This window comes from Bacteroides sp. 2_2_4, from assembly GCF_000157055.1.
GTDB classification, from domain to species: Bacteria; Bacteroidota; Bacteroidia; order Bacteroidales; family Bacteroidaceae; genus Bacteroides; species Bacteroides ovatus.
This window is the reverse complement of the sequence record NZ_EQ973370.1, coordinates 1-16137: the sequence shown is the minus strand read 5'-3', so window position 1 is coordinate 16137 and position 16137 is coordinate 1. Positions and strand designations below refer to the sequence as shown.

The 16137-nt window shown below is 48.0% G+C and carries 22 protein-coding genes, 1 tRNA gene and 1 pseudogene; 11 read left to right on the top strand and 13 right to left on the bottom strand.

Annotated features, from left to right (window positions below):
* The first annotated feature begins 71 nt into the window (after positions 1-71).
* The 5 genes and pseudogenes from BSCG_RS03760 (at position 72) to BSCG_RS0127990 (ending at position 3537) form a co-directional block, all read left to right on the top strand.
* Positions 72-144, top strand: a tRNA-Lys gene (locus tag BSCG_RS03760).
* Between the two features lie 274 nt (positions 145-418).
* Positions 419-1678: a site-specific integrase gene (locus tag BSCG_RS03765; protein ID WP_005776823.1), complete on the top strand. Its 1260-nt coding sequence runs from the start codon at positions 419-421 to the stop codon at positions 1676-1678.
* Between the two features lie 46 nt (positions 1679-1724).
* Positions 1725-2138 (top strand): hypothetical protein, encoded by a 414-nt coding sequence (locus BSCG_RS03770; protein ID WP_005776822.1) that lies wholly within the window; start codon positions 1725-1727, stop codon positions 2136-2138.
* Positions 2139-2239: 101 nt separating this feature from the next.
* Entirely contained in the window at positions 2240-3160 is a 921-nt protein-coding gene (locus BSCG_RS03775) for a ribonucleotide-diphosphate reductase subunit beta (protein ID WP_008777217.1), read from the top strand.
* A 1-nt stretch (position 3161) separates the two neighbouring features.
* Positions 3162-3537: pseudogene (locus tag BSCG_RS0127990) on the top strand (hypothetical protein).
* A gap of 186 nt (positions 3538-3723) precedes the next feature.
* Here the strand turns inward: BSCG_RS0127990 and BSCG_RS03780 are convergent.
* Entirely contained in the window at positions 3724-3996 is a 273-nt protein-coding gene (locus tag BSCG_RS03780) for a hypothetical protein (protein ID WP_007485427.1), read from the bottom strand.
* 566 nt (positions 3997-4562) lie between these two features.
* Here BSCG_RS03780 and BSCG_RS03785 point away from each other — a divergent pair.
* From BSCG_RS03785 to BSCG_RS03810, 6 genes are read left to right on the top strand one after another with little or no spacing between them, the layout of a single operon-like run.
* The gene (locus BSCG_RS03785; RefSeq protein WP_005800183.1) at positions 4563-4826 is read left to right on the top strand and encodes a hypothetical protein; all 264 of its coding nucleotides are present in this window, start codon (positions 4563-4565) and stop codon (positions 4824-4826) included.
* A gap of 11 nt (positions 4827-4837) precedes the next feature.
* Positions 4838-5326: an SLOG family protein gene (locus BSCG_RS03790; RefSeq protein WP_005800185.1), complete on the top strand. Its 489-nt coding sequence runs from the start codon at positions 4838-4840 to the stop codon at positions 5324-5326.
* A gap of 6 nt (positions 5327-5332) precedes the next feature.
* A complete protein-coding gene (locus BSCG_RS03795) occupies positions 5333-5551 on the top strand; it encodes a hypothetical protein (protein WP_005776813.1) in 219 nt (72 codons plus the stop codon).
* An 18-nt stretch (positions 5552-5569) separates the two neighbouring features.
* On the top strand, positions 5570-5827 hold the full coding sequence (locus BSCG_RS03800) for a hypothetical protein (RefSeq protein ID WP_005800187.1): 258 nt from the start codon (positions 5570-5572) through the stop codon (positions 5825-5827).
* A gap of 20 nt (positions 5828-5847) precedes the next feature.
* A complete protein-coding gene (locus tag BSCG_RS03805) occupies positions 5848-6435 on the top strand; it encodes a hypothetical protein (protein WP_005800188.1) in 588 nt (195 codons plus the stop codon).
* Between the two features lie 27 nt (positions 6436-6462).
* The gene (locus tag BSCG_RS03810) at positions 6463-6681 is read left to right on the top strand and encodes a DUF3873 family protein (protein WP_008777211.1); all 219 of its coding nucleotides are present in this window, start codon (positions 6463-6465) and stop codon (positions 6679-6681) included.
* A gap of 123 nt (positions 6682-6804) precedes the next feature.
* Here BSCG_RS03810 and BSCG_RS03815 read toward each other — a convergent pair whose 3' ends face one another.
* From BSCG_RS03815 to BSCG_RS0127985, 12 genes are all read right to left on the bottom strand, one after another.
* The gene (locus BSCG_RS03815; RefSeq protein WP_005800192.1) at positions 6805-7251 is read right to left on the bottom strand and encodes a DUF3872 domain-containing protein; all 447 of its coding nucleotides are present in this window, start codon (positions 7249-7251) and stop codon (positions 6805-6807) included.
* 15 nt (positions 7252-7266) lie between these two features.
* The gene (locus tag BSCG_RS03820; protein WP_008777210.1) at positions 7267-7851 is read right to left on the bottom strand and encodes a conjugal transfer protein TraO; all 585 of its coding nucleotides are present in this window, start codon (positions 7849-7851) and stop codon (positions 7267-7269) included.
* 1 nt (position 7852) lies between these two features.
* Positions 7853-8872, bottom strand: coding sequence for a conjugative transposon protein TraN (traN, locus tag BSCG_RS03825; protein ID WP_008777209.1), 1020 nt, complete (start codon positions 8870-8872; stop codon positions 7853-7855).
* A 41-nt stretch (positions 8873-8913) separates the two neighbouring features.
* A complete protein-coding gene (traM, locus tag BSCG_RS03830) occupies positions 8914-10239 on the bottom strand; it encodes a conjugative transposon protein TraM (RefSeq protein ID WP_008777208.1) in 1326 nt (441 codons plus the stop codon).
* A complete protein-coding gene (locus tag BSCG_RS03835) occupies positions 10187-10513 on the bottom strand; it encodes a TraL conjugative transposon family protein (protein ID WP_032845477.1) in 327 nt (108 codons plus the stop codon). The genes traM and BSCG_RS03835 overlap by 53 nt, the downstream gene beginning before the upstream one ends.
* An 18-nt stretch (positions 10514-10531) precedes the next feature.
* Entirely contained in the window at positions 10532-11155 is a 624-nt protein-coding gene (traK, locus tag BSCG_RS03840) for a conjugative transposon protein TraK (RefSeq protein WP_005776802.1), read from the bottom strand.
* Positions 11156-11178: 23 nt separating this feature from the next.
* On the bottom strand, positions 11179-12186 hold the full coding sequence (traJ, locus tag BSCG_RS03845; RefSeq protein WP_008777206.1) for a conjugative transposon protein TraJ: 1008 nt from the start codon (positions 12184-12186) through the stop codon (positions 11179-11181).
* Position 12187: 1 nt separating this feature from the next.
* Positions 12188-12817, bottom strand: coding sequence for a DUF4141 domain-containing protein (locus BSCG_RS03850; RefSeq protein WP_007485401.1), 630 nt, complete (start codon positions 12815-12817; stop codon positions 12188-12190).
* Between the two features lie 77 nt (positions 12818-12894).
* Complete coding sequence (locus BSCG_RS03855) at positions 12895-13167, bottom strand: DUF3876 domain-containing protein (RefSeq protein ID WP_005800204.1); 273 nt, start codon at positions 13165-13167, stop codon at positions 12895-12897.
* A 6-nt stretch (positions 13168-13173) separates the two neighbouring features.
* Entirely contained in the window at positions 13174-15684 is a 2511-nt protein-coding gene (locus tag BSCG_RS03860; RefSeq protein ID WP_008777205.1) for a TraG family conjugative transposon ATPase, read from the bottom strand.
* Positions 15669-16004 (bottom strand): DUF4133 domain-containing protein, encoded by a 336-nt coding sequence (locus tag BSCG_RS03865; protein WP_007485389.1) that lies wholly within the window; start codon positions 16002-16004, stop codon positions 15669-15671. Before BSCG_RS03865 ends, BSCG_RS03860 begins: the two co-directional genes overlap by 16 nt.
* Before the next feature lie 31 nt (positions 16005-16035).
* Positions 16036-16137: DUF4134 family protein (locus tag BSCG_RS0127985; protein ID WP_004315125.1), on the bottom strand; the 102-nt coding region annotated here is incomplete at its 5' end.

Sequence of the window (16137 nt, the reverse complement as noted above, 5' to 3'; positions counted from 1 at the left end):
CTTGCAAATTAAATAAAAGTAACTACCTTTGCACCCGCAATCAGGAAATAACTGATTCGCAAATAAGGATTGATTCGCTAGCTCAGCAGGTAGAGCACAACACTTTTAATGTTGGGGTCCTGGGTTCGAGCCCCAGGCGGATCACATAGGAGAAATGAAAATACTCCGACAATCTAAGACAAAGCTCTTTAAACCAATGGTTTAAGGGGCTTTTTTCTTACCTGCCTACGACAGAAAAAGGACCTCAAAAAGCCACCCTGTGAAGATGAATCGTTACTAATTCGTTACGGTTTTCCGTTACGATAAAAACCGTAACGAATTTATAGGTAAGTCGCTCATTTGTCGAATATTGGCAGTCGAAAGTCATAGCCGTTACGGAATGAACAAATTAACTTTGCAACAAGAAAGGAGTTACGGTATGAAATCGACATTCAAGACACTCTTCTATTTAAAGAAGAACGAACCGAAGAAAAACGGTCATGTAGTAATAATGGTACGTATCACGGTGGACGGTGATCAGGTGCAATTCAGCAGCAAGTTGGATATACACCCCGATAACTGGGACACGAAAACGGGAAGAGCCGTCATCAACAAACAGAGTGCGGACAAGAAAGAAAACCTCAGGGTATCCTCACTTAACAAGACACTGGACGAGATACGTTCGGCCATCACCATGCACTACACACGCATGATGAACGTGGACGGTTACGCACTGCCGGAAAAAATCAGGAACGCATTCCTGGGATTGGAGGAAAAGGAGAAAACACTCATCAGTTACTTCACCCAGCACAATGAACAGTATGCAAAGAAGGTCGGCAAGACTGCCACGCAAAAGACCTATTCCCGCTACGAACTGACCAAGCAGCGGATGATAGAGTTCTTGCAAAAGGAATACAAGTTGTCGGACATTCCCGTGAAGGAAATCACCGTCACCCACATCGAGAACTTCTACCTTTATTTGCGTCAGGAATGTGAGGTAAGCAACAATACCGCCATGAAATTTGTACAACGTTTCCATACGATACTGTTGTTTGCCCAGAAAAGCGGATTGAGCTTCATTGATCCCTTCGGGAATTTCAGGTTCAATTTTGACAAGACCGACAGAGGGTATCTCACGCAGGAGGAAATTGACACGATCTATTATAAGGAGTTCAAATCAAAGCGGTTGGAACACGTGCGTGACGCTTTCATCTTTAGCTGTTATACCGGTTTGCCCTACTGTGACATCTATACGCTTTCAAGCGAGGACATAAAGATCGGGGTGGACGGCAAGAAGTGGATTATGAAAGACAGGGGTAAAACCGGCGTGGAATCATTCATTCCCCTACTGCAAATACCGTTAGATATTCTCGCCAAATACGAGGGCAAGTTGAAAGATGGAAGATTGCTTCCGGTAATCAGTAACCAGAAGATGAATGAATATTTGGCGGAGATAGCCGCAATTTGCCAAATCAACAAACGGATCACCTACCATCTCGCCCGGCATTCGTTCGCCACGGAAATCTGCCTTACCAAAGGCGTTCCCATTGAAAGCGTATCCAAGATGCTCGGACACACCAACATTCAGACCACACAGATTTATGCCCGTGTGGTGGATAGAAAGTTGAGCCATGACATGAATATGCTGGATCGAAAACTAAAAAATATGCAAAAAGGTACGACGCAAAACGCTGTATGAATAAACAAATCATTATATTGTCACACCATTTAAAAAACAACGCCTTATGGAAAATAGAGGATACATCACCATCACCGGTTTGGAAAACAAGGATGAACAACCCATCGTCAGTGTAAAGATAGAGAACGGCAACGTATGGATGACCAAGCACGAACTTGCCCGTCTGTTCGGAGTGTTCGTTCAGACAATAGACGCCAATGTGCGCTCCATCCTCAAATCCCGCCTGCTTTACGACGGCGACGTGACCATAACCGAGAAACAGGACAAAAGCATTGTTACCTATTATAATCTGGAAGCGATCATATTTCTCAGCTTCCGCATCAACACCTATTGCACGAAGCTGTTTCGTGAGTGGGTACTCAACTCCCTGTGCGAGTACAAACGCCTGCAAGAGAAAAAGCCCGAAGTCCTTGTTGTTTTCCATCCCGACAGCAACCGGACTACCATTTCTTATAACTAACGAGCATAGAAACCTGTAAATAGCGAGCCTTACCCGAAAATCCAACGGGCAAGGCCTCTTTTTCTCCCCAAATTTCTATCTTTACGCCAAATAACAATGTCATGATAGAAAACCTCACCATATCCGTATCCTTCAGCGAGGTGGAGGAAGCCCATATCAGCAACTATTTTCGCCTTTCCGAAATGTCCGGCGAGTTTCTGATTATCCAGAGGTCTGACAATACCTTCTACTTCCTTTGCACCAATAACTGTGACATCGTGAGCATCTGCCAATCTTTTGATTGGTATATTGTATCAAAAGACACTTTCAATGACCACCTGATAATCGGCATTGGTTTATCGGATAAAGAAAGTATCAACGGAGAACTCTATCGGGTACAGGATGAAACCACGCTCACCCTTTGGCGTGATATACTCCACTTTACTTTCGAGAGCGATTTCGTGCGCCAGTTCTTCCCATACAATACCCATTTCAAAGGCAAGATGCGTATCGACGGAGCCTTGTGTTTCTATATCCACGATTATTACCCGACCAGATGCAAGGACATATCGGTATCTGACAGAAAGACGAGCAATCTGGTATTTAGATTTAAAGAAGGACGACAAGCAGCCCTTGTCGCCAAGATCTTCTCGCTTTGTATCGCCCGGATGCCGTTCTTTAAGGAGAAAGCCGCCAACGCCGTACTGATCCCCATACCAGCGGCAACCCGTGAACGGAACATCACCCGCTTCGCCCGTTTTTGCAGCCTTCTCTCACGTCGGCTTAAAGTCGTGGACGGATTTCGTGCCACATGGATAAAAGAAGACCGTGAGCAGATGAAAGGAACTCACGGACAAGACAAGTTATCCAACTTGATCTTTCACCCCGATTATTTTAAAGGCCGGGACGTATTTTTAATAGATGACATTATCTCTTCCGGCGAGAACTTCACGCAAATGAAACGAAAACTGATACAACTCGGTGCAAAATCCGTTACCGGTTTGTTTTTAGGTAAAACAATAAAGTCTGAAAATCAAAAGTAATATGACAATCAAGAAATCCCAAATCGAAAAATGGATAGCCGCCCAAAAGAGACACCGGCTATCGGACACCCATGTACAAATGGCCCGTGAACTTGGACTCAATCCCGATAAACTCGGCAAGATAGACAACCACCGACAAGAACCGTGGAAAGCCCCCCTTACCGGAATTTATAGAAGAGATCTTCTATAAACGTTTCAAAAAGGAACGTCCTGATGTAGTAAAGCCCCTAAAGCAAATCCTTAAAGAACAGGAAATAAAGACTAAAACCAAAAAGAAGGAAAAAGAAATACGGCGTAAAGAGCGTGAACAGGAACAGATTAATAACGGAACAGATGAAGTTCTTACATTTCAAACCCCAACCCCAATAACGGAATAAAAGCCACATTATTATCAGTAGAAAGAACGTTCCCATTCTTCCGGAACCGGAACAATCTTTCATCCATACAAAACCACAGAAAAGTGTTGTACAAACAAGCGCGATGAATCACACATTGGACAGTACAACACCTTTCTTTTTTCCGGTTTTGAAATAGGAAGGCTTTTATTATATCGCTCTGTTTTTTTACTCTCTGATCTCCTCAAAGGCAGTATCTATCACATCATAGTGATCACCGTCATTAACACTCAATGCAGCCACAAGGCTGTTCAATGTCCGAACTGCGTCCAAACGCTTTTCCACATCACTTTCATCCGGATTGCTCAAGACATCTATCGCACAGGTCAAATGCCCTTTCATCTCTTGCAATGTAGATAGACTCTGAATGGGAAACAGATAGAAAAGCCCATCTTCTGAAGACCGGACTACTCCTTTCAGGGGAGTCGATTGTAAATCCATAACAATAACGTTATTATATTAAATTGACGTAACGCTGCCAGTCACAAGTCCAAAGCATCGCCAAACGCTCAATACAGAGTGAACCGACAGGTTACGTCAAAGTATATAACCTACCCGGTTCATTTACCTCTGTATTTTTGAAATTGGCGATTTCTGGACTACGGTAAACGAACACATTACACGATGCTATTTGCAGCGCTAACACAAAGGTAGAATTTTTTTCGTATTAATCATCGCTTTATGTATAAGGGATTTATAACACAACAATTTTAAGCAAAGTTTAAGGCTAACTTCCTTCGGGGTATTTCTCTCACTGTTTTCAGTAGCCATCACTCCACATTTAAAGCAAAGGAACGAATTAAACTAACTTATTCAAGTGCAAAGGTACTTCGGGTTCTTAACGGAAAAACAAGGTCAAGCCGTTCCGGTTTTGAAAAAAATCTTCCCTGCGCCATAATGGCACGAGGTATTTTTACCCAAAACCTTGTTTTTCCTAAACCCGACCTTTTGACGCACATGAAATAAGTCAGCTCAACTCGTCAATGCATAAAAAAAATGTCGTGATTATGAAAACAGCAAGAGAAATACATAAAGGAAATAAGAACAGACTCAATCTGCCTCTGCATAAATTGTTTGGCTGGTTAGTTCGGCTCCTTCTTTCAGGCTGCTGTTGGAGTCTGTACGGTGGCAGTCTTTTAGCGTGGTTTATCGGTTTATGGCTCGCAAAAGAACTGATAACGGACGTGATCCGCTCCGCATGGGGGTGTCTGGTTTCCATTCTCTCCTTTGCAGTCGTAGTCGGGATTATCATTTGGTTATTAATTCTTTAACACATACAGTTATGACAATGGATATTACAAAATCAGTAGCGTTCACCGGACACCGTTCAGAGCGTATCCTCCAAGTCGGTATGCTGCATCTTTATCTGGATATAGTTTCGCAAGTAAGAAGGTTGTATAGTCTGGGCTATCGCTACTTTCTAAGCGGAATGGCGGAAGGCTTCGATTTGCTTGCAGCCCAAGCGGTAACTGCCCTTAAAGCGGAATACACGGACATTCGACTCATTGCCGTTGTGCCGTTCAGCCGGCAGTCAAACAGATACCGGCCGGAGAACAAGTCCTTATACGACCGGATAATGAAAACTGCCGATGAAACGGTCATTCTCCGAGAAGATTACCGCAAAGGCTGCTTCCACCACAGGAACGACTACCTGATTGACAACTCCGAGATTGTTTTAGCCTATTGGGACAAGCAGCCCTATGGCGGTACTTATTATACCGTAGGAAAAGCACGGATAATGAACAGAATCATTATAAATCTTTATAAATAAAGCCTTATGAAACGATACAGCAGGACTGTCGCACAGCAGTGCAGATATTACGAGGTAAGCAACATTTTCGAGTACATGGTGGAAACCTACCTGAACGGCAACATCACCACCTTTGGAGAGCTTTACCAGGAATTGTGCAAAGAAGCGAGAAAAGATTTTATCGATTTCCTTCTCAGTGAGGTGGAGCCGATATACTGGAGAGAGATTTTGAAAATGACTGTCTAATGAATAAATCAGAAAAATATGAACGTAACGTTTGAAACCACAATTTGTGCATGGGATGAAAAAATCCCTGCACTTCTTATCCGACTGGTAAACACCCTTCTCTTTTGCCGGACAGAAGAGGAACTCCGCCAATCCATTGACAAACTTCGGGAAACGACCGAACTGGACGAGTTTTTCACCTACGGCTACGGCTCACACCATTTCTGGTGCAACCAGCGCATTTCCAAAGGAAGCATGCAGTTCATCCAAAGCCGATTATTCATTGCAACATTTTAACCCTCTAATACATAAATGATATGAAACCAATATCCCAAATGACACGAGAAGAGAAATTGCAGGAGATTGTAGAGTACAACCCTTGCAGGGTAGAGCGTAGTGCAGTCCTCCGTTACTTGTTGGCAGTACGCCGTAATGACACGGAACAAATCGCTTATTTCGAGAGTTTTGGCAAGAGTGTACGACATATCATACTCAATGTACGCACGTATGAAAGAGGGATGATTTTCGGTTATGTCGGCAAGCAGTTCAACGAACACGGTTGGATAAATGGCATGTTGCCGATAATAGAGGAAATCAAGTTAGACACCTTCAACACGATCCATATCGGGCAATCCGTTGACGGGACGTATGCGGTAGCCATCGACTGGTGTACCGGCACAGCCGGAGGCGGTAGCCACCCGTCCGTTTGGGATGAACCTGTCAGAGATTATAAGGAAGCTATCCGACAAGGAATCCGCCTGTTGGAGCAACAATACAATAAAGCGGAACGTTGGTCTGTTTCCGACAGAAGCAATTACAACCCAAAGGTTATCCGCAGTCTGAAAGGAAAACTGTTGGAAATCAAGCGGAAATACACACAGCCCCGACAGTTAAGTCTGTTTTAATATTCACGAACTATAAAATCATAAGTTATGGCAACAAAAATGAACGAGAACGGAGTTTCAACCTGCAAGACGGGTGAGAAATATGAAAAATTCCAAATGACCGTAGGACGGAAAAGGCGCACGTTCTATCACTATGATTATAGGGATACGGCAGACAACGAACTTTTCTCCTGTGTGAAGCCCACATTGGAAGAGTGCAGGCGACAATACAACGAGTGGCTTAAAAAGAAAGAGGACAAGAAATAATACAGGAACAAGCTCCCCTTACCGGAATGGAAACCGGTAAGGGGAGCTATCTTATTAGATTTTCATTCAGTTTCTCTACTCAGCGTTATCGCTGCTTTTTTTTCGGGGTATATCCGGCATAAATCATTCGGTATCCTCCTTTTCATCTTCCGCTTCATTATTAAAGGCAAAAGACTTTTGCACAACCTGACCGAAGGAATCGAGAATGTAAATGTCTATTTTCTGCTGGTCTGTGCCAAATGACCTGTAATAGAGCCTGAATGTTTCTTCCGGTAACGGATACAGGTCGTTCGGCAACAAAACCGTACCGTTCTCCATGCGAAGCTCCCCTTTGCCTGTCGGTTGGAAGTACCTGATGAAGTATTTGGTGTCCTGATACTCGCCGCTTCTTACAAGTTGACAACGGATTTCCGCTTCCTCGCCCTTTACGATTGTCGTCTGCACCGGCAAGGTCGCCAGATCAAACTCATACATCTGCTGAACGTCCAATTTGTCAGAACAGGCGGTCATATATAACAAGGCTACCAGCATACAACCTGCTATAATCATGCTTTCAATCATCTTTTTCATTCTATTATTGTTTTATCAATTCAAAATAATTTTCAATCCCACCCCGAACTGGAAATGAAAGTGTCCGCTGTCATTTCCCCAGAGGCAACGCTCACGTGCATGGAACAGCAATACCACCTGGTTGGCAAGGTAGGTTTCTATCTCCAGCGATACCGCACCGCCATAGACAAATGCATCCCCGACACACAGGCGTGAACCATCGAACAGCATGCCTGTGCCCCAATTCACGGTTTCATATCCCGCCAACACCGAACCGCCGGCATAGCAGAGAAACACCTTGTTGGCATCCGAAAGGAAATTATAATAATAGCCGCCTTCCGCAGTGAATTGGGAAACCGGGACACGTATGTCCTTGTATGGATAATACTTCTGGAGATACTCGCCACCGAATACCCACTTATGGCAGCCGTTCACATATCTGTCCATTCCCATCCCGAAATGGTAACCCAGCTCGTTACGTTTGTCCGCAGTGTGAAAGCCGTCCGTCATGCCGGCGGTAATACGCAGCCCTTTTGTACCGGGCAGGCAACGTTGGGCATGTGCCTTGTCCGTCAGGACAAAGCACAAAAGTATACATATAATAACAGAGACCCTTTTCATACTATTTCACCTTCAGCTCGTTAATGACTCTGGCACGGATCAGCTCGGCGTTGGTCAGAATAAACCGCTGATGCCTTCCCCCGTTCTGTTCGTTCATCTCGACAACCAGCTGCTTGTCATCCGGAAGGGTGAATTTGGGCAGGGTAAATACCGTCCGTTCCTTGCTCTTTCCGTCAACCGCCGTCACATAGTTGAAGGCACGAAGCGGCACGATAACCTGTTCCTGAATGGCGGTACGTTTTGCAACCTTTTTATCCACCACCTTAAAAGTGACAAAGTCAACGGAGAATGGCACGTTGGAAGCGTTTTTCAGTTCCATATGGAAATAAAGCAGACCGTTGTGCGTATAAATCCCTTTCAGGATATACTGGATACCGAAGCGCTTGCAGCCGATATGCTTCACCAGACGTTTGTTGTTGTCATAGACGGACTTCATGATCAGCCGTACCAGCAGCGGGGACTCGCTGCCGAGTTCCGTAAGGTAGATTTCCTGCGAGTTGTTCGGCCGGTTCACCGCCTCGCCATCATGGATGAAGTCTTTCATCTCGATATTCAGCTTGGCCGGCTCGTCCGCATACTTCACGTTGAATGTATAATAGCTGCCGTCATCCGTGATCACCGCCAGATTCGTTTCACGGGAGAAGTCCCTCAACGCCGCTTTCACCCGAAGCACGTTCTCCGAACCGTCCGCTTTGCCGGCAAGAATGTCAGCCGATCCCAGATCCACATACTTGATAGCAGCCGGGAAGATAAGGTGTACAGTTTTATTAAATGTCACCTCCAAGGCGTATGGAGGAACCATCCGGTCGAATGTCACCGGACGTGTCAGCCCGTCAAACAAATCACCGGTGGACGGGCTGCGCCTTGCGTCCTCCTTATCCGGCAGCGGCGTGGTTCCCGTTTCTCCGGAATCCGCCGTTTCTTCCGTGTCATTTCCCGTCTTTTCCACTTTCACGGTCTTTTGTGCATACGCACCGGTCATACCAATGGCAAAAGCCATCATTAAAATTACTTTTTTCATGCTTGTTGTTTTTTCTTGATTAATAAATTGATTTTAACCGTTTATTGTCTTGACACGAGCAATAGCTCGTAATCCGCCTTCAAAGTCGCCTTGGCACTCCTGAACTTTGTGGAAAGGTATTGCGATGCGCCCTGTATCACCCCTTTGCCCAAGTCCGCAGCCAGCTGTGCACCGGCATTGGCGGAGATATTGATGCTGCTTCCCATTGCCGAACCCATGTTGGCCGCCATCTCCTTGACGGCGGTAAGCTCCTGCGATCCCCTGACCTCAATGCCCTTCATGCCCCTCGTGTCATAAGCGTCCAGCTCCACCGGCAGGATTGTTCCCTGAAAGGCGACCGAGGAAACGGTGATTTCCATGCGTTCACCGCTGATTTTCGCCGTGCCGGTCAGTATCGTGTTGGCGGGTATGTACAACTCTCCGGCCTGCACCGGCTCCAGCAGGCGGAGTCCCACCTCCTGACCGTCGCTGCCCGAAACCGTTACCGTCCTGTACACGCAGGCACGGATACCGTTCCTTTCCGTACGGCTCCGGACTGTCCCCACCGTGTGGAAACCCATGTTTCTGGGCTTACCGTACTGTCTGGCGAACTCTTCATCGGACAAGGGTGCGGCCAGCAGGCTGACCACCCGTTCCGCTACCTGCGTAACCGGGCAGACCGGCATTTTACCCGTAGAGGAGGACACGGCGACCTGTTTGGTTTCACCACCGCCCGGCATGTATCTTGCCGCCATCTCGTAGGACTTCTCCATCAGCCGCAGTTGTTCCTCACCGTTTTCTCTGGCCTTGCGCTCTTCCTCCGCCTGACGCTCCAGCTCCTGAATACGCCATTCCAGTTCCAGCGTTTTCTGGTCATCTTCCGCAGGCCGTGTTTCATAAAAACTGCCCAACTGCCGGTTGATGTCCTGATAGGCATTGGCGGAGGAACGGATAGACGGACTGCCGTTGTCCGTGTCCTCTTCCGTCAGGAATACCTCGTCTGCCACCGGCTCTTCCTGTTCCAGCGATACCGCCAGATCCTGGAGCGTGTTCATTTTCTCCTTTTGTTTCTTTTCAAAGGCACTTTGTTCGTAGGCGGTCTTTTTATCCGACGGCAGCCCCTTGTCCTCCGGCATCGGGACATCCACGTTGAATCCCTCCCTTAATGGCTCGTCGCTGTCAGAAGGAGCGAATATCAGCCACATCGCTCCCAGAAACACGAGAAAGAACAACGGATACACGAGCATCTTCTTTCGTTTGAGCATCTCTTCCGGAGTCAGAGGTCTGGCCTCTTTCTTCCCCTGTTTCGGCGTTTGCCCTTTCTCTTCCGCTTTTTCAGACGTTGCAGCGTTCGCCGGTTGCCGTTCCTGATTTTTTAGGTTCTCCATAATCCACCTGATTTTTAATGTTTATACTATCCTTGTTTATCCCCCTGTACAGTTCCATCCGCCTGATATGCTCCATTTGCAACTGCTCCCCCTCATGCCTGCCGATGCGGTATATCGAAGATACCGTCATGTATATCGACAGACAGCCGAAGCCGGTGAGCATGGCCACCACGCAGACGAGCCGTACATCGGGCGACATCCGTCCGCACAGATAGCGGAGTCCGTCGTCTATCCTGTCAGGCACGTACCTGATCCATTTTTTCAATCGGTTCATTTCCTCTCTTTTTTTAAGTTATCGTTCAACGGTTCTCAAATCCCGGTTCTCCACGATATTGAACTGCTCCATCGTGAAGCCGTGCGGGTTATTGTCCGACCTGACCGAGTTCAACAGCCGGCAACGGGTTACAAGGCTCCGTTCCGTGATGTTGCTCGACCTGACGAGCGACTGCCGTGCGTAAGTTGTCACCACATACGGGTAGCTGTTGAAGTCGCACGCCACGCTGTCCACCCGGATGCTCTGGTTGATATTGGCCGAGATTATACGGTTGTAATACCCCTTTTCCTCCCAGTCCTTGTAGTAGCGGAACGCACTCTCGTCGCACAGGAACAACGCCCGGCGGATATTTGACTCGATAGCCGCCTTGTCGGGCGACAAGGTGAAAAACAGCTCGTGGAAACGCCGGATATGTTCTTTCGCCTCCACCGGCCTGTTCTGCGAAAGGTCTTGGGAAAGAGCAAGTATCAGGGACTTCCCATTGTCCAGCACATAGATTTTCTCCCTCTGCCGTTCGGCGAACCGGTAGGAGCTCCAGAGAGCATAGCCGGTAACCAGAGCACAGAGCGAAACGAACACGATCCCCATCGTGCGAATTTGCCGGAAGCTCGTTTCTATATTCTTTAAACTTTTAAATTCCATACATCTCTAATATTTACGTTGGTTCATCTTCCTCTTAACTTGCCGGCTATATGCCCGATGGAAGCACCGGTGATGGCGGCAGCAGCACGTCCGCCCTTTAGTGACCACGAGTTGACCTGCTTGCCGTAATTGCCGGCTCCCGATGCCTGAATCACCCATGTGGATACTGTCGGAATGGTGAAATAGCCCACAATGGCTATCAGCATGAAGATGATGTAAGCGGAATTGTTCACGTCGGGCACATAGGCGGGATCGCTCAGTGCAGCGATGTCCTTCTCGATCATCAGCACCTGAATCCTTGCCAGCACGGAGCTGAACAGGTCGGATATGGGCAGCCACAGATAGATGCTGATATACTGGCAAATCCATTGGATCATCGTATTGTGGAAGCCGTCGTACACCGATATGGCGAATGACAGAGGTCCCAGAATGCTCAATACGATCAGGAAGAAGGTTCTCAGCGTGTCCAGTACCAGCGAAACCGACTGGAACAGCAGTTCCAGAAAGCTGCGGAAGAAATTGCTCACGCTCTGCCTGGCCTGGTATTTGAGGCGTTCCGCCGCCATGCCCGCCATGGCCTTCAAATCCGAAGGCGACCATCCCAGATCTTTGATCTGGCGTTCATATTCCTCGTTATCGACCAGATACGCCGTTTCCGGATTTCTCGTCATCGCCTCGTATTCCAGTTTCTGCCGCTTCTCGGAATACTCCCGTATGTTCAGTGTCTGGCCTTCCATGATACTGTGGCAGCCGGTGACCACCGGACTCATGATACCGTTGATAGTCCCCAGAACGAATGTGGGGAAAAACATGATGCACACCCCCAGACAAAAAGGTCTGAAGAGCGGATAAATGTCAATCGGCTCGGCTCTCGAAAGAGCCTGCCACACCCGTGAGGCCACATAGAACAGCGCACCCAGCGCAGCCACTCCGGTAGCCACACCCGTGATGTCCGAACAGAGCGGCATCATCTCGTCATAAAGGTTACGCAACACTTCGTGAAGGTTGCCGAAAGTTTCCTCGCCTGTCATGTCACCAGTATTTTTGATTGTCCGTTCCGTACAAGTCCAGCACCCTTTGGGTATCATTCTTCTTTTTCGCACGCAGGTAAGAGATACCGATGTTCCGGTTCGTGTAATACCTGACCAGATTGCGTTGGTTCCTCACGTCACGGTACACACGGTCTATCACGTCCATGCGCTCCTTGTCCGTCATGGAAAGGCCGGTGGAGGTCACAACGATCTTCATCTCGTTCAGCATACCACTGCTTTCTTCCAGCATCTTCGCATATCCGGAGGCGATTGCCGAAAGCTCGTCCGGCGTATAGTTCCCGTCCGTCAGCATTTTCTGGAAAGAGTTTACATAGATGTCCGATATTTCACCGACCAAGAGAACGGTCTGCTGCACCTTACGGGCATCTTTCACCAGATTGTTGACCGCTTTCAAAGCGTCGTAATAACGCTTCCCCTGTTCGTAGATCTTGACTGTTTCCTGAAAATTCTTCACCATATTTTCTGCCGTCGTCGTGGTCTGCACCACGTTACGGGTCGTATTCACGATGCTTTGTGCAAGGTTCGAGGGATCGAACGTTACCCATTGCGCCTTTACCGCCATAGTCGGACAAAGCAGCCCGGCCAGACAGACAGCCATTATTCGTTTCATGTCTTTTAAAATTTTAACGTTAAATAAATCGGATAGTTTTCTTTCCATTTACAGGAGAACCGGAGTTCTCCTTTTTCTTATGAATCATCCGCACGTACATATATCCCTTCGGTAGCCAGCACAAGACGGTCTTCCTCCCGGTCATAAGCGAGCTGCACCCTTCCCAGCAGGTCTGCCCAGATGATGCCGCCGCTTTGGTGGATCGTGCCGACCACCACCGCATCAAGGTGGTAGGTCAGGGCAATCTTGTATGTACCACCATCACGGAATACGGTGACGGGCGGCGACTTGCGGCTGCTTTTCCACTCCCCGCATATCCAGTAGAGCGGAAACAAGGTTTCATACTCCATAAGCACTTACGGTATTTCATTGTTTTGATTCCGTTTCTTTTCCGCAAGCCTTCGGATAGCCAGTTCGATATTGCCGCCCAGTTCCTTTGTGAGCCCTTCCAGTTCCACCTTCTCGCTCTCTTCGGTCGAATAGCAAAGGTATTCTTCGAGTGATACCTCCGTGGCGTACACTGTTGACTGCACACCCCCCAACCCAAACCAGACCTCCTTGTATTTGCGTCTCGGATCATTAGACATATTCACCGACAGGATCTGCGCCTTTTCCTTGTCCGTCAGACCCAGCAGGGACTGTATCTGCGAGAACTTGTTAAGATACTTCCTCTGGTCAAGCAAAATCTTGCAGTCGCTGTTGTTCACTATGGACCCCTTCACGATAGGAGAGGAAATGATGTCATCGACTTCCTGCGTCACAACAACCGCCTCTCCGTAAAATTTGCGGACAGTCTTGAACAGGTAGCGGATATAGTCCGCCATCCCTTCTTTGGCAATGGCCTTCCACGCTTCCTCTATGATGATCATCTTGCGTACCCCTTTCAGACGACGCATCTTGTTGATAAACAGCTCCATAATAATAATAGTCGTCACCGGAAAAAGAATGGGGTGATCTTTGATCTGATCAATTTCGAAGACGATAAACCGCTTACCGAGCAAGTCAAGCTGCTTGTCGGAGTTAAGCAGAAAATCATATTCTCCACCACGGTAATAAGGCTCCAGCACGTTCAGGAACCCCGCAAGGTCGAAATCCTTTTCCCGGACTTCTTTCTCTTCCAGTATCCTCCGGTAGTCCGTTTTCACGAACTCGTAGAAGCTGTTGAACGAGGGAACGATGCTTTCATCCTCCTTGATGCGCCTGATATACAGGGACACCGCATTGGACAGAGCCACTTCTTCCGAACGTGTCGCCGGTTCATTGTCCTTTTTCCAGAGTGTGAGGATTAGTGTCTTGATACTCTCACGCTTCTCAATATCGAAAACTTTATCATCCGTGAAAAAAGGGTTGAACGCTATCGGGTTTTCGTCCGTATAAGTGAAATAGATACCGTCCTTTCCACCGCTCTTCTGGTGTATCAGCGAGCAAAGCCCCTGGTAACTGTTTCCCGTGTCGATCAATACCACGTGCGTGCCCTGTTCATAATATTGCCTCGCCAAATGATTCATAAAGAATGACTTGCCGCTTCCCGAACCGCCCAATACGAATTTGTTGCGGTTGGTGGTTACGCCACGTTTCATCGGCAGGTCGGAGATGTCCACGTGCAGCGGTTTTCCGCTGATACGGTCTGACATCTTCAGTCCGAAAGGTGAAACGGAGCTGCGGTAGTTCGTTTCTTCCACCCAGAAGCAGAGAGCCTGTTCGATGAACGTGTAGAAGCTCTCCTCTGCCGGAAAGTCAGCGCCGTTCCCCGGCATCGCCGCCCAGTACAGCGTGGCGGCGTCCACCGTATTATGGCGTGGCTTGCATTCCATCATAGCGATCTGGCTGCCCACGTCATTACGCATATTCTTCACCTCCATAGGATTGTCCGTCCATGCGATGATGTTGCAATGGGCACGCACCGAGGTAAGCCCGAACGAATGTGCGTCATTCAGGTACAGATCGATCCACTCTTTGTTAATCTGGTTACTCCGTGAGTACTTCGAGAGCGACTGCATGTTGCGTGCGTTCTTCTCAAAACGTTGCAGGTTCTCGCCGCTGTCATCCAGAAAGATATACTGGTTGTACAGGTGATTGCACGAGAGCAACAGTCCTACCGGACTGGCGAATGACAGCTTGCAGTCGCTTTTGTCCGTTGACAGTCTTTCATACCGGCAGTCCGTACCCACCTTGCTGGGCAACGCATCCAGTTCCGAGAGCGTATGTACCGAAACGTGCTTGTCACCGACACGCAGGCCGTCATCTCCGAGTTCGATGTCTTCCAGTGCAGTGGTATTTTCCATTGACAGACAGAAATATTTCTCCACCAGTCCGGCCTTATTCTCCGTGCCGGTAATCTCATCACCGACGAGCCGTCTTAGGTGTACCAGCCCTGTATCGTTTACGATACGGGCGAATTGTCCCACCGTATCCAGAAAATGGGCGGTGGTATCCTTGTCCACCTCCTTGGGGATGATGAATCCCCTGCACAGCGAAGAGAAGCTGCTCTGCATCCTCATGCGCTCTTTCGTCGTTTTGGTCAGGTACAGATAGCATTTATGGTTCAAGAAAGGACGCTCGTTGAAGTGCATCTCGTAGCTTCGGGAAAGGAAACTTAGATTCTCCTTGTCCGTCTGGCTGCGGTAATCCTCCCGGATAAACCAATCCTGCTTATGTACCACCGTATAATTGGGCAATACCTTGATTGCCTTTGCCCATGCCGCATGGATAGCCTCGTATTCAGCTGCCGTCACCGTGAAGAGTTCGGGCAGATCCACCTCAAAGACGGCGGTGATGTCCGCATCTTTGGAGATGATACAGTCCGCTTCGACGGCGAGAAGCGGAAACTTGCTTTCCAATGTGGCAGCCTTTAGTGTGTTACGCATACGTTCTTCTTTTTAATCGTGAATAGTTTCCGGGGACTGATCCTGTTGATCAGGTAGCGGGGGTGCTGTTTCCTGGCCAGCAGCTTCATCAGTCCGTGTTCCCCGAACTTGCCGTTCAGATGGAAAGTCAGCCGGACCAATACGGATGCGGATATTACGCCGAAAGCAATGCAGAACCACTGGTTCACGCCGGCCATATAAAGAATGACAAACAGCACGAACAGAGCCAGCAGCCCACCGACGAAAATAAAAAGATATTGAGCCTTGAGTCCCTTGAACTCCGCACTCTCGCCGATTCCCTTGTTCAGTTCATAATTCATATACATTATTATATATAGGTGAATCCGGTTCTTAGAGAAAGAATGAACGAAGAATAGTGGCAGCCACGATTAAAAAGATACATGCACCAAACCAGCTCGCCGCCGTTTTCGAGGTATCCGGATCGCCGGAGCT